Origin of the sequence: Thermus scotoductus DSM 8553, from assembly GCF_000381045.1 — a bacterium.
Classification (GTDB): Bacteria; Deinococcota; Deinococci; order Deinococcales; family Thermaceae; genus Thermus; species Thermus scotoductus.
This window is the reverse complement of record NZ_KB905767.1, coordinates 1-12936: the sequence shown is the minus strand read 5'-3', so window position 1 is coordinate 12936 and position 12936 is coordinate 1. Positions and strand designations below refer to the sequence as shown.

At 65.5% G+C, this 12936-nt stretch carries 15 protein-coding genes, 1 rRNA gene and 1 pseudogene; 11 read left to right on the top strand and 6 right to left on the bottom strand.

Annotation, left to right across the window (positions count from 1 at the left end):
- On the top strand, positions 1 to 298 hold a 298-nt coding region (locus tag F604_RS12155; RefSeq protein WP_019551560.1), incomplete at its 5' end, for a transposase.
- On the opposite strand, the gene F604_RS0110160 is transcribed toward F604_RS12155, so the two are convergent.
- Complete coding sequence (locus F604_RS0110160) at positions 295 to 1119, bottom strand: urease accessory protein UreH domain-containing protein (protein ID WP_026329123.1); 825 nt, start codon at positions 1117 to 1119, stop codon at positions 295 to 297. The genes F604_RS12155 and F604_RS0110160 overlap by 4 nt on opposite strands.
- 104 nt (positions 1120 to 1223) lie before the next feature.
- Between F604_RS0110160 and F604_RS0110155 the strand changes: the two genes are divergently transcribed.
- From F604_RS0110155 to F604_RS0110110, 9 genes and pseudogenes are all read left to right on the top strand, one after another.
- A complete protein-coding gene (locus tag F604_RS0110155; RefSeq protein ID WP_026329122.1) occupies positions 1224 to 1460 on the top strand; it encodes an SHOCT domain-containing protein in 237 nt (78 codons plus the stop codon).
- A 22-nt stretch (positions 1461 to 1482) separates the two neighbouring features.
- Positions 1483 to 1698: pseudogene (locus F604_RS12150) on the top strand (peptidase M4); the annotation flags it as partial.
- Between the two features lie 135 nt (positions 1699 to 1833).
- Positions 1834 to 2223, top strand: a complete 390-nt coding sequence (locus F604_RS0110145) for a DUF302 domain-containing protein (RefSeq protein WP_019551556.1) — start codon at positions 1834 to 1836, stop codon at positions 2221 to 2223.
- Between the two features lie 57 nt (positions 2224 to 2280).
- Positions 2281 to 3684 (top strand): multicopper oxidase family protein, encoded by a 1404-nt coding sequence (locus F604_RS0110140; RefSeq protein WP_019551555.1) that lies wholly within the window; start codon positions 2281 to 2283, stop codon positions 3682 to 3684.
- A 262-nt stretch (positions 3685 to 3946) separates the two neighbouring features.
- Positions 3947 to 6016: a heavy metal translocating P-type ATPase gene (locus F604_RS0110130; protein WP_019551554.1), complete on the top strand. Its 2070-nt coding sequence runs from the start codon at positions 3947 to 3949 to the stop codon at positions 6014 to 6016.
- A gap of 9 nt (positions 6017 to 6025) precedes the next feature.
- Positions 6026 to 7240 carry an aminotransferase class V-fold PLP-dependent enzyme gene (locus tag F604_RS0110125; protein ID WP_019551553.1) on the top strand — a complete coding sequence of 405 codons (1215 nt, stop codon included), beginning with the start codon at positions 6026 to 6028 and terminating at the stop codon, positions 7238 to 7240.
- 11 nt (positions 7241 to 7251) lie between these two features.
- Positions 7252 to 7668, top strand: a complete 417-nt coding sequence (gene sufU, locus F604_RS0110120; protein ID WP_019551552.1) for a Fe-S cluster assembly sulfur transfer protein SufU — start codon at positions 7252 to 7254, stop codon at positions 7666 to 7668.
- Positions 7665 to 7868 (top strand): hypothetical protein, encoded by a 204-nt coding sequence (locus F604_RS0110115; RefSeq protein ID WP_019551551.1) that lies wholly within the window; start codon positions 7665 to 7667, stop codon positions 7866 to 7868. The genes sufU and F604_RS0110115 overlap by 4 nt, the downstream gene beginning before the upstream one ends.
- Positions 7869 to 8579, top strand: a complete 711-nt coding sequence (locus tag F604_RS0110110; protein ID WP_019551550.1) for an alpha/beta fold hydrolase — start codon at positions 7869 to 7871, stop codon at positions 8577 to 8579.
- Positions 8580 to 8625: 46 nt separating this feature from the next.
- On the opposite strand, the gene F604_RS0110105 is transcribed toward F604_RS0110110, so the two are convergent.
- The 4 genes from F604_RS0110105 to pyrF are packed head-to-tail and all read right to left on the bottom strand — an operon-like array spanning position 8626 to position 11957.
- Positions 8626 to 9594, bottom strand: coding sequence for an NAD(P)H-dependent glycerol-3-phosphate dehydrogenase (locus tag F604_RS0110105; RefSeq protein WP_019551549.1), 969 nt, complete (start codon positions 9592 to 9594; stop codon positions 8626 to 8628).
- Entirely contained in the window at positions 9591 to 10622 is a 1032-nt protein-coding gene (locus F604_RS0110100) for a hypothetical protein (RefSeq protein ID WP_019551548.1), read from the bottom strand. Before F604_RS0110100 ends, F604_RS0110105 begins: the two co-directional genes overlap by 4 nt.
- A 4-nt stretch (positions 10623 to 10626) precedes the next feature.
- Positions 10627 to 11178, bottom strand: a complete 552-nt coding sequence (pyrE, locus tag F604_RS0110095) for an orotate phosphoribosyltransferase (RefSeq protein ID WP_019551547.1) — start codon at positions 11176 to 11178, stop codon at positions 10627 to 10629.
- 5 nt (positions 11179 to 11183) lie between these two features.
- Positions 11184 to 11957 (bottom strand): orotidine-5'-phosphate decarboxylase, encoded by a 774-nt coding sequence (gene pyrF, locus F604_RS0110090; protein WP_026329120.1) that lies wholly within the window; start codon positions 11955 to 11957, stop codon positions 11184 to 11186.
- A 133-nt stretch (positions 11958 to 12090) separates the two neighbouring features.
- Between pyrF and F604_RS12660 the strand changes: the two genes are divergently transcribed.
- On the top strand, positions 12091 to 12264 hold the full coding sequence (locus tag F604_RS12660) for a S8 family serine peptidase (RefSeq protein WP_019551545.1): 174 nt from the start codon (positions 12091 to 12093) through the stop codon (positions 12262 to 12264).
- A 135-nt stretch (positions 12265 to 12399) separates the two neighbouring features.
- Here the strand turns inward: F604_RS12660 and F604_RS0110080 are convergent.
- A 16S ribosomal RNA gene (locus F604_RS0110080) occupies positions 12400 to 12936 on the bottom strand; the annotation flags it as partial.

Below are 12936 nucleotides of genomic sequence, written 5' to 3'. Positions count from 1 at the left end.
CGGGGTGGCGGGAGGTTTGACCAGGCCTTTGAGGGTGTTCATGGACAATGCGTCCTTTCACCGGTCGCGGGGGATGGAGGGGAGGAAGGGGGCGTGGAGGGAGCGGGGGCTTACGGTGGGATACCTGCCCCGGTACAGTCCCCATTTGAACCCCATGGAGGGTGTGTGGCGGCGGGTGAAGGGGTTTTTGATGCCTCGGCGGCACTACGGGGGGGTTGAGGAGCTTAGGGAGGCGGTGGTTCAGGCCCTCAAGGCCCTGGGGGGTGTGGAGTTGAAAATCTTGGGGGAGGGTACTTAGAGGTTCCAGTAAAGCACCGTGTCCAAAATCCCCAGGGCCACGAAGACTGCCCCTGCACCCCTTAGAAGATGGCTTCCCACGTGGCGCATTCCCTTGAGGGCTTGGCCCCGGCCCAGGCGGGCGAAGAGCAGTAGCAGCAAACCCAAGGGGAGGCCCGTCCCCAGGGCAAACACACCGGGGAGCAGGAAACCCAGGGGCGAGGCCAGGGCCAGGGGAAGCAAAAGACCGAAAAAAAGCCAGAAGAGGGTGGGGCAGAAGGCCAGGCCGTAAACCCCCCCGAGGGCTAGGGGCCCAAGAAGCCCACCCCACGTTCCCACCCGGGCCCCCACGCCCTCCGGCACCCCCCAGGCCAGGGGCCAGCGCACCACCCCCAAAAGGCCCAAGCCCACCAGGACCATGAAGGGGCCAAGGGCCAAGCGCACCGGGCGGAAGACCGCCCCGGGGTTGTCCAAAACCCCGCCCAGGAAAAAGAGAACGACCCCGGCCAGCGCCAGGTAGGTGAAGGCCTTCCCCAGGAGAAAGGCCAGAAACCGGGGCCAGACCCTCCCCTCGAGGGCGGAAGGAGCCAGGTAGGCCAGGGCACTGGCCCCCGTGGTGATCTGGCAGGGAGCGAAGGCCGCCAGGACTCCCAGGAGAAAAGCGGAAAGCCATGGCACCCCCACCTCCCGCCTCAGCCCGTCCACCCACGGGGCCAAGAGGGCGTATAAGGAGTTGGCTACCCGGTAAAGCTCCCAGGATACCTCTTTCAGTAACCCACTTCCCAAGGCCAACCCAATCAGGACCAGGAAAGCGAAACCAAGCCCCACGTATCCTCTCGGCATCTACGTAAAGACTAGGGGCCCAATGTTAAGCCCAGGTAAAGCCAGCTCCTTTACGCCAGCTTAACAATACCGGCCTAGGGTACAGATGGAGGTGGATCGTGGGAATGATGGGTTGGGGCGGCATGGGTTTCGGGTGGTTCTTCGGGCTTCTCAACATGCTCCTGGTGCTGGCCCTCTTGGGACTTCTCCTGTACCTGGGGCTTCGGGCCTGGGGGGGAGGCGGCGGGCCCAAAAAGGATGAGGCCCTGGAGGCCCTGCGCCTCCGGTACGCCAGGGGCGAGCTGGACGCGGAAACCTACAGAAGGTTGCGGAAGGAACTGGAAAAGAGAGGTGAAGCATGAAACGCTACGGTATGGTCTTAGGAGTCCCGTCCGCTTCCCCTTGGAGGAGGCCAAAAAGCTGGCCGAGACCTTCCTAAAAGGCTACCTCCCGGGTGCCCAGGTGATGGAAGCCGGGGCTTTCCCCGGGTACTACACCTTTGACTTCGGGCGCAAGGAGGTGGAGGGCATGCTTTCCGTGAATGCCTACACGGGGGAGGTCTGGGTCCACACCTGGCACGGCTTCTTCCTGGGTAAGTAACTCCCAGGGGCTCCGCCTGGGGCCAAAGACCCAGGCGGGGTCCCGGGTTTTCCTATACCCCCAGGGAGCTCAACACAACCTTCACAAAAGACCCTTTGCCTCAGGCTCCGTTACACTTTAGGTTAGGAGGGTATCATGACGGAATTAAGGAAGACCCTTAGGGCCAGCCTGGCCGAGGCCCGGGCCCGGTTGGAAACCGCGCTAAGGGAAGAAGGTTTCGGCATCCTCACGGAGATCGACGTGGCCGCCACCCTCAAGGCCCGCCTGGGCCTGGAAAGGCCCCCCTACCTGATCCTGGGGGCCTGCAACCCCAGCCTGGCGGCCAAGGCCCTCGAGGCCGAGCCCGATATCGGCCTCCTCCTCCCCTGCAATGCGGTGCTCAAGGAGGGGCCAGAGGGCGTGGAGGTCCTCTTGCAGGATCCCAGGGAGATGTTCCGGGTCCTTCCTACAGAAACCCAGGAGGCGCTCAAACCCGTAGCCGAGGAGGCGAGAAACCGGCTGGAGAAAGCCTTGGCCAAACTCTAGGGGGTTCTGGAGGGACCTTTATACTTCTTTTACAAACCCCCCCTATCCTCTAAGGGTATGAATACCGACCGCCGAACCCTTCTTAAGCTCACGGCAGGCCTTCTTCTATCTCCCCTGGCCCGGGGCCAGGCCTCCTTCCTCGCCCCCCCGGTTCTCAAAAGCCGGGAAGGGCTCCTGGAGGTGCGGCTGAAGGCCGCCCCCACCCCCGTTACCGTAGCCGGGCGGGAGGCGCGGCTTTGGACCTATGGGGGCAGCTTCCCAGGGCCTACCCTCAGGGTGCGCCCGGGGGATGCCGTGCGCCTCGAGCTGGAAAACCTCCTTCCCGAGTCCACGAACCTGCACTGGCACGGGCTTCCCATCTCCCCTAAGGTGGACGATGCCCTCCTGGAGATACCCTCCAAGGAAACCTGGCGCTACGAGTTCACCGTGCCCCAGGACCTGGCGGGCACCTTCTGGTACCACCCCCACCTGCACGGGCGGGTGGCCCCCCAGCTCTTCGCCGGACTAGCGGGGGCCATTGTGGTGGAAAGCCCCGTGGACGGGATTCCCGAACTCCGGGAAGCCGAGGAGCACCTTTTGGTCCTCAAGGACCTGGAGCTCGCATCGGGCCGTCCCGCCGCCCACACCCCCATGGACTGGATCAACGGCAAGGAGGGCAACCTTCTTCTGGTCAACGGGGCTTCCCGCCCCACCTTGCGGGCCGGCAAGGCCACCTTGCGCCTCCGCCTCCTGAACGCCAGCAACGCCCGCTACTACCGGCTCCAGTTGGAAGGGCATCCCCTTTACCTCATCGCCAGCGACGGGGGCTTCCTGGAGGAACCCTATGAGGTCCCCGAACTCCTCCTGGCCCCCGGGGAACGGGCAGAGGTCCTGGTGCGCTTCCAGAAGGAAGGGGCTTTCCGCCTCCTCGCCCTTCCCTACGACCGAGGGGTCCACATGATGGGCGGGATGGAGCACATGGGCCACGGAGGAATGGCCATGGGAACAAGCCAAAGGCCCCAAACCCTCCTCACCCTGGTGGCCCCGCCCCGCCCCAAACCCCTCCCCCTGCCCAAGGCCCTGGCCAAACTGCCCGCCCTCAGCCCCAACCAGGCCAGGGTGACCCGGCGCATCACCTTCACGGAGGACATGATGGCCGGGCGCTTCTTCATCAACGGCAAGACCTTTGACCACCGTCGGGTGGACTTCCGCGGGCGGGTGGGCGACCTCGAGGTCTGGGAGTTGGAAAACCAAGGGAACATGGACCATCCCTTCCACCTCCACACCCATCCCTTCCAGGTCCTCTCCGTGAACGGCAAGGCCTTCCCTTACCGCGCCCTTAAGGACGTGGTGAACCTAAAGGCTAAGGAGGTGGTGCGCCTCCTGGTTCCCCTTAGGAACCTGCCCGGGAAAACCGTCTTCCACTGCCACATAGTGGAGCACGAGGACCGGGGCATGATGGGGGTGCTGGAGGTGGGCTAGTGCATCCCCACCGCCATCCTCCCCACGCCCCTCCCTCCCAGGTCCAGAACCGGCATGCGGGCCTCATCCAAGACAAGACCCCGAGGCCATGTTCCGGGTTCTCCCCGAGGCCACCCAAAGGGCCCTGGCCCCCGTGGCCGAGGAGGCCCGGACCAGGCTCTCCCGCGCCCTTTCCCGGCTCTAAAGACCCATTCTCGCTTTTTCCTCCACCCCTCCCCTCAGGGGGAGGGGTGTAAAATCTCCTTAAGAAGGAGGTGCCCAGATGAAGGACAATCGCACCCACCACGCGCACGAGCACCATCACCACCCCTCTCCTTCCGAACCCAAGCACGCCCACCCCTCCGGGGAACACGCTTCCCACACGGGCCACGACAAGCACGCCGGGCACACCCCGGAGATGTTTCGGGACCGCTTTTTCGTAAGCCTCCTCCTCACCCTCCCCATCCTCTACTTCTCCGAACAGCTCCAAGATTGGTTCGGCTACCGGGCAGCCCAGTTCCCGGGAAGCGCCTGGGTGAACCCCGTCTTGGGGACGATCCTCTACTTCTACGGCGGCCTGGTCTTCCTAAAGGGGGCGCTTCGCGAGCTTCGGGCGCGCACCCCCGGGATGATGACCCTCATCGCCCTGGGGATCACCGCGGCCTACGGCTACAGCCTGGCCGTCTCCTTGGGCCTTCCGGGAATGCCCTTTTACTGGGAGCTGGCCACGCTCATTGACGTGATGCTCCTCGGGCACTGGCTGGAGATGGCCTCGGTGCAGGCAGCAAGCCGGGCCCTGGAGGAACTCTCCAAGCTCATGCCCACCACCGCCCACCGGATCGTGGGCGACCGCATAGAAGACGTACCCGTCTCCGCCCTCAAAGAGGGGGACCTGATCCTTATCCGCCCCGGGGAGCAGGTGCCGGCGGACGGGGTGGTGGTGGAGGGCGCTTCCACGATGAACGAGGCCTTCCTCACCGGGGAGTCCCGGCCCGTGCCCAAAGAACCGGGAGACGAGGTGATAGCCGGGGCGGTGAACGGGGAGGGCGCCCTCAAGGTCCGGGTCACCCGCACCGGGGAGGCCACCACCCTAAGCCAGATCCTGCGACTGGTACAGGAAGCCCAAGCCTCCCGGAGCCGCTTCCAGGCCCTGGCAGACCGGGTTGCGGGGTGGCTCTTCTACATCGCCCTTACCCTCGGCACCCTCACCTTCCTCGTCTGGCTCGCCCTGGGACAGGACTTCAACTTCGCCCTCTCCCTGGCAGTAACCGTGGTGGTCATCGCCTGCCCCCACGCCCTAGGCCTCGCCATCCCCCTGGTCATGGTGAACGCCACGGCCCTGGCTGCCCGGCACGGCATCCTGGTCCGGAACCGGGAAGCCTTTGAACGCGCCCGGGAGATCCGCTTCGTGGCCTTCGACAAGACCGGGACCCTCACCGAGGGGCGCTTCGCCGTTCGGGCAATATACGCTGAGGAGTTTTCCGAGGAAGAGGTGCTTTCCCTAGCTGCGGCCCTCGAGGCTTTCTCGGAACACCCCTTGGCCCAGGCCATCGTGGAAGCGGCGGAAGGCAGGGGGCTTCCCCGCCCTGAGGTCCGGGACTTCCAAGCAGTCCCCGGCAAAGGCGTGGAGGGCACCCTCGAGGGTAAACGCTACCGGGTGGGCCGGCCCGAGTGGGCGGAGGAGCTTGGGCTAAGGGTGTCCGAGGCCCTAAAGCGAGGCCTCCGGGAGGCCGAAGGCCGGGGGGAAAGCGTCGTTGCCCTCATGGACGAGGAGCGGGTTTTGGCCTACTTCGCTTTGGCCGACCGCATCCGTCCCTCCGCCAAGGAAGCCGTCCAACGGCTGAAGGCCATGGGCCTCACCCCCGTGATGATCACGGGGGACGCCGAGGCCGTGGCCAAAACCGTGGCCCAGGAGCTGGGAATTCAGCGGTACCACGCCCGGGTCCTACCCCAGGACAAAGCCCGGATCGTACGCGAGCTCAAGACCCAAGGCCCCACCGCCTTCGTCGGCGACGGCATTAACGACGCCCCCGCTCTCCTCGAGGCCGACCTGGGCATCGCCATCGGGGCGGGGACCAACGTGGCCATCGAGTCGGCGGACCTCGTTCTGGTGGAAAGCGACCCCCTGGACGTGGTCCGCGCCCTCCTCCTCGCCCGGGCCACCTACGCCAAGATGGTGCAGAACCTCTTCTGGGCCACGGGCTACAACGCCATCGCCCTGCCCTTGGCCGCCGGGGTGGCCTACCCTTGGGGCATCGTCCTCTCCCCGGCGGTGGGGGCGCTTTTCATGAGCCTCTCCACGGTGATCGTGGCCCTAAACGCCATGCTCCTCAGGCGGGTGCGCCTGGACTAGACTGAGGGCATGGACCTAAGCACCCTAAGGGTGGACTTCCCCCTGATCGCCGGGCGGCCCGACCTCGTCTATCTGGACTCCGCCGCCACGAGCCAAAAGCCAAGGCGCGTCATTGAGTCCCTGAAGCGCTTCTACGAGACCCTGAACGCCAACGTCCACCGGGGGGCCTACCGGCTTTCCGCCGAGGCCACCGAGGCCTACGAGGAGGCCCGCAAAAGGCTTGCCCGCTTCCTGAACGCAAACCCCCAGGAGATCGTCTTTGTGCGCAACACCACCGAGGCCCTGAACCTGGTGGCCTACGCCTGGGGCTTGAGAAACCTTAAGGAAGGGGACGAGGTCCTGGTCACCGAGATGGAGCACCATGCGGGCCTCGTCCCCTGGCACCTGGTGGCGGGCCTCAAGGGGGCGAAGGTGAAGGCCATCCCCCTCACGGAGGAGGGCAGGCTGGACCTCTCCGCCCTGGACCGCCTCCTCACCGAGAGGACCAAGGTGGTCTCCCTGGTGCACATGTCCAACGTCCTGGGCACCATCAACCCCGTGGCGGAGATCGCCAGGAGGGCCAAGGAGGTGGGGGCCCTGGTGGTGGTGGACGGGGCGCAAAGCGCCCCCCACCTGCCCGTGAACGTAAAGGCCTTGGGGGCAGACTTCTTCGCCCTTTCCGGCCACAAGATGCTGGGGCCCACGGGGGCCGGGGTGCTTTGGGGGCGGTATGAGGTCCTGGAAGGCATGGGACCCTTCCTGGGAGGAGGGGAGATGATCCGCGAGGTCCACGTGGACCGCTCCACCTACGCCCCCCCGCCCCAGCGCTTTGAGGCCGGCACCCCCCCCATCGCCGAGGCCATCGCCTTGGGAGAAGCCGCCAGCTACCTGATGGAGATCGGCATGGAACGGGTCTTCGCCCATGACCGGGCCCTTTTGGAATACGCCCTAAAGCGCCTGGCCGAGGTGCCGGACCTCAAGGTGTACGGCCCCAAGGGGGAGGACCGGGGCGGGGTCATCCCCTTCACCTTAGGCCGCCTCCACCCCCATGACCTGGCCACCTTCCTGGACCAGGAGGGCATTGCGGTAAGGGCAGGGCACCACTGCGCCCAACCCCTGCACCGGAAGCTGGGCCTTGCGGCCACGGCCCGGGCGAGCTTCTACCTCTACAACACCTTCGAGGAGGTGGACCGCTTCGTGGAAGCCCTCCTTCGCATCCACACCCGGTACCGGGCCTGGCTATAATGGGGGCATCCATGAGCGTCCTTGACGAGCTTTACCGGGAGATCATCCTCAAGCACTACCAGAACCCTAAAAACTTCGGGGTCCTGCCCCAGGCCACCAAGACCGCCGGGGGCATGAACCCTTCCTGTGGGGACCAGGTGGAGGTGATGGTGCGGCTGGAAGGGGATACCATCGCCGACATCCGCTTCCAGGGTCAAGGGTGCGCCATCAGCACCGCAAGCGCCTCCCTCATGACCGAGCTGGTGAAGGGGAAGAAGGTGGCCGAGGCCCTGGAGCTTTCCAGGAAGTTCCAGGCCATGGTGGTGGAAGGAGCCCCCCCCGACCCGGCCCTTGGGGATCTCCTGGCCCTTCAGGGGGTGGCCAAGCTCCCCGCCCGGGCGAAGTGCGCCACCCTGGCCTGGCACGCCCTCGAGGAGGCCCTGCGGTGAGGCGTTACCCCGCCCACAAGGTGACCCCTTTGCTGGTCCAGTACCCCGACCTCATGGAGGCCTGGAAGGAGGCCGCCAAGGCTGGGCTCCTTAGGGCGGAGAGCCAGGATGGGCGCAACTATGTGGTGGTGGAAGACCCAAGCCTCATCGCCCGGCTCAAGGCCTTGGGCCTCGAGGGGGAATCCGTAAAGGAGGCCTAGATGCGCGGCGTGGTGTTTCTGCACGCTTTCCCCTACAACCCCCGGATGTGGGAAGAGGAGATGGGCTACTTTCGGGGAAGGCTTCCCGTCCTGGCCCCCCATTACTTAGGGCTATCCCTTTCCCAGGCAGCGGATAAGGTGCTGGGGGAGATGGATGAGGCAGGCCTCGAGGAGGCCGTCTTCGTGGGGCTTTCCATGGGGGGCTACCTCATCTTTGAACTTTGGCGCAGGGCCCCCGAGCGCTTCCTGGGCCTGGTGCTGGCGGATACCCGCGCGGGGGCCGACACCGAGGAGGGCAAGAAGAACCGCTATGCCCTAAGGGAAAGGGTTCTGGCGGAAGGGGTGGCCTTCCTCCCCGAAGCCCTCCTCCCAAGCCACCTGGGCAAGACCACGCAGGAGGAGAAGCCTGAGGTGGTGGCAAGGGCCAAAGCCCTCATCCTGGAGGCCAGCCCCGAAGAGGTGGCCCAAAGCCTCCTGGCCCTGGCGGAACGCCCCGACTCCACCCCCCTTCTTCCCGAGATGCGCCGCCCGGCCCTGGTCCTGGTGGGAGAGGAGGACACCCTAACCCCCCCGGAGGAGGCCAAGCGGATGGCCAGGACCCTGCCCGACGCCCGCCTGCTCATCCTCCCCGAGGCCGGGCACCTGGCCAACCTGGAAAACCCCAAGGCCTTCCGCACGGCCCTTCTGGGCTTTCTGGCCGAGCTCTTCTAAAGGCGGAAGGCTTCCTCATAGTATGGGTTTGCTGGGGCTTAAGGGGCTACTCCCCCTTGGGTTCGCGGGCCATGAGGGCAGAAAGGGCCTTTAAGGGATCCAGCCCCTTGTAGACCACCTGGTACACCGCCTCAGCGATGGGAAGCTCAGGCCCGGTTCGCTCCCGCCAGGCCATGAGGGCCTTGACCGCATAGAGACCCTCCACCACCCCCCGGTCCTCGAGGCGCTCCAAGGCCTCCCCCCTTACCAGCCTCTCCCCCGCTCCCCGGTTGCGGGAGTGGAGGCTATAGGCGGTGGCCAAGAGATCCCCGAGGCCGGAAAGCCCATAAAAGGTGGCCTCCTCTCCCCCCTGGGCGGTACCGAAGCGCACCATCTCCCTAAGGCCCCGGGTGAGGAGGGCCGCCTTGGCGTTATCCCCCAGGCGAAGCCCGTCCACCATCCCCGCCGCCAGGGCCAGGATGTTCTTCAAGGCCCCGCCCAGCTCCACCCCACGCCGGTCCTGGCTGGTGTAGACCCGGAAGGTGGGCCCGGAGAAAAGCTCCTGTACCCTTTTGGCCAGCTCCAAGGGACCCGCCGCCACGCTGGCGGTGGGGAGAAAGCGGGCCACCTCCTCGGCATGGTTGGGACCGGAAAGGGCGGCCACGGACCTGCCAGTCAAGGCTTCCACCACCTCGCTGGGGGTGCGAAGCCTTCCTTCTTGAAAGAAAAGCCCCTTGGTGGCCGAAAGGTACCAAGGGGCCAGGGGCAAGGCCCTTAGGGTTTCCTCCAAGGCCTTGGAGGGCAGGGCCACCACGGCCAGCTCCACTCCCTCCAAGGCCTCCTCCGGGTCGGCGGTGGGGTACAGGTAAGCGGGGAGGGCCACCCCCGGCAGGTAGTCCTTGTTCTCCCGGCTGGCCCTGAGGGCCTCCGCCTGCTCCTTCCTCCTGGCCCAAAGGGCCGTGGGAATCCCCTTGCTGGCCAGAAGGACCGCCAAGGCGGTGCCCCAGGCCCCAGCCCCCAGGATAGCCACCTTCATAGGAGCACGCTCACCTCCCAGGCCTCATACCAGGCCGCCAAAAGCAGGAAAAGAGCCCCCAGGTAGAAGGTGAGGAGCAAGGCCCTAAGCCCCTTCCTATACCCCTCCCCTCCCGCCGTCTTGGCCAGGAGGACAAGTCCCCCGAAGGTGACCAGGATGTAGGCCTGAAGTTCCAAGACCAAGGTGGGCAGGTGGACCAGGAAGAGAGACCCCAAAAGGGCCGGGGAAAGGGCGAAGCCGAAGACCAGATAGCGAAGGGCATTGAGAAGAAAAGCCGGAATCCCCAGGAGTAGGGCGGGAATCAAGCCGGTAAGGAAAAGCCCCTGGCTGAAGTTCCAGTGGAAGATCACCCCGGCCAGGACCAGGATCCCCCTCCCCATGGCCTCCTCCAGGCCGATGGCCTCGAGGGCCCCTCCGAAAAGGGCCTGCACCGCCTTGGCCATCTCCGGCATCCCATAGGCCAAAAGGGCCCCCAGGCCAAAAAGGCCGTAAAGGAAGAGGTTGGTGAAGAGGTAGAGCCCCCTATAACCCCGGAGGAGGACAAGGGCTTCCAGAAGCCAAGCGCGGAAGGGGGACGGTTGGAAGAGGAGGAAGATCCAAAAGACCGAAAGGAGCAAAAACCCCCATCCCGCCGCTGGGGTGAGGAGGTACCCGGGGAGGGAAAGGCCTTCGGGGCGGAAGTAGACCCGCTTGGCCTCGCCGCCCTCCAAGACCACCACCACCTCCCCTACCCTATCCCCCACCGCCGCCGGGAAGAGGACCCGGTTCCCTTCCACCTTGGGGCTATCCAGGTTGAGGGTAAGGCCTTTGGGAGGGGCTGGGAAGAAGGCGTAGCGCTCTAAAAGCCTAGGAGCCTCCTCCGGAGGGGCCCTTAAAACCTCCTCCAGCCTAGGGGAGAGCTCCCCCTTGGCCCAGGCCTCGGCAGCCCCTTTGGCCACCTCCACCTGCGGGGCAGCCCAGGCCCAGGATGCGTTCCCGTTGGGGAAACACCCTAAGGCCAGGAGCCAAAGACCAAAAAGAAGGCGCACGGCCCTACACCTCCTCCAAGGGCACACCCTCCCGGCACAGGGGGCAGGCTTCGGGAAGGTACTGGGGCACCTCCAGCTTCAGGAGGGCCCGGAAGGGAACACCGAAGTCCGCCTCTCCCCTGCTTCGGTCCACGATGGCTCCCACCCCCACCAAAACCCCTCCCCTGGCCTCCGCCGCCCGAATGGCCTTGCGCACGCTCTCCCCGGTGGTCACCACATCCTCCACCGCCAAGAAACGGTCGCCCGGGTTCACGGTAAGGCCCTTGCGAAGCGTCATGCCCCCCAGGCCGTCCTTCTCGGCAAAAAGGGCCCTGGCCCCTAAGGCGCGGGCCACCACGAAGGACAGGATCACCCCGCCCAGGGCGGGACCGATGACGAAATCCACCTTCTCGTCTTCAAATAGCTTGCCTAAGGCCTCCCCCACCGCCTCCGCATAGAGGGGATGCTGCAGGAGGGCAGCGGATTGCAGGAAGATGGGCGAGTGCAACCCCGAGCGCAGGAGGAAGTGCCCTTCCAGAAGGGCTCCCGTCCTGCGGTAGAGCTCCAGGACATCCATCCCCCCTACTCTACCAAAGCCCTATGGAAGTCCTCCGCCGCCCGTAAGGCTCCCTCCAGATCCGGCCTGCCCCCCGGATAGAAAAGGGCGCGGCTTGCGGTGTTCAAAAGGCCGGGGCCCTTCAAAGGCCTTCCCCCCTGGGCCCCTACGCCGGGGAGGAGGAAGGGAGCATGGGGAGCCTTTTCCCGCACCGTTAAGACCACCTCCGGGTAGGTGGCCCCCACCACCATGCCCACGCGGCTCCACTCCCCTTCCCGGTATCCCTCCCCCTCCCGGGCCAGGGCCTCCACCAGGCGAAGGTAAAGGGGCCTTCCCTCCACCAGAAGATCCTGCAAAAACCCTGATCCTGGGTTTGAGGTCTTGACCAGGACGAAAACCGCCCCCTGGCTTTCCCGGGCCGCCTGGAAGAAGGGCGTGAGGGTATCCAGGCCCAGGTAGGGGTTCACGGTAAGGGCGCTTCCGGGAAAGCGCAGAAGGTAGGCCCGGGCGTAAGCCTCGGCGGTGGAACCGATATCCCCCCGCTTCCCGTCAAAGATCACGGGCAAACCCATGACCCGTGCGGCGCTAGCCAGCTCACAAAGAAGCCCGAACCCCTCCGGGCCCAGGGCCTCAAAGAAGGCCAGCTGGAACTTGACCGCAGCCAGCTTGGGCGCCAAGGCTTCAAACACCTCCAAAGCGTAGCGCCTCAGGTGGGAAAGGGGCTCGGGCCCGTGAAGCTCGGGCCGGGGATCCACCCCCAGGACCAAGGGCGGTCGGGAGAGGGCCAGGAGGAAGTCCATGGCTTCCACTATAGGCCTTGGCAACCCGGGCTCACAGGGCATAGAGTTGGCGGCGTACCACAAGGAGGGAGTATGAAAAAGCTCATCCTGGAACTCCTCCACCACCAGCTACAACACCATCAGCGGCACCTCCATGGCCAGCCCCCATGTGGCCGGGGCCGCCGCCTTGGTGCTTTCCCGCTACCCCAGCTACACCCCGGCCCAGGTGAAGCAGGCTCTTCTGCAGAACGCCGAAAGCACCGTCACCTGGCAAAACACCTCGGGGAATCCGCACCCCGAGCCCTTCCTGAACGTGAGGGGATTCTAGCCTCTCCACGAAAACCCCCCGCCCTAGGGCGGGGGGTTGGTTTTTACCTGGAAAAAAGAAAACCCCCCATAGGGGGTTGCACCGGCTTGGACCGCGGGGTCTTGAAAGCGCAGGAACGGGCTTCATGCTCCTTAGAAAGGAGGTGATCCAGCCGCACCTTCCGGTACAGCTACCTTGTTACGACTTCGCCCCAGTCACGAGCCCTACCCTCGGCGCCTGCCCTAAGGCTCCCGGCGACTTCGGGTAGAACCCGCTCCCATGGCGTGACGGGCGGTGTGTACAAGGCCCGGGAACGTATTCACCGCGGCATGGCTGATCCGCGATTACTAGCGATTCCGGCTTCATGGGGTCGGGTTGCAGACCCCAATCCGAACTACGCCCACCTTTTTGCGATTCGCTCCCCATCACTGGGTCGCCTCGCTCTGTAGTGGGCATTGTAGCACGTGTGTCGCCCAGGCCGTAAGGGCCATGATGACCAGACGTCGTCCCCGCCTTCCTCCTGCTTTCGCAGGCAGTCCCCTTAGAGTGCCCGGCCCAACCCGCTGGCAACTAAGGGCAGGGGTTGCGCTCGTTGCGGGACTTAACCCAACATCTCACGACACGAGCTGACGACGGCCATGCAGCACCTGTGCTGGGGCTCCCTCGCGGGCACCCCAGGCTTTCACCTAGGTT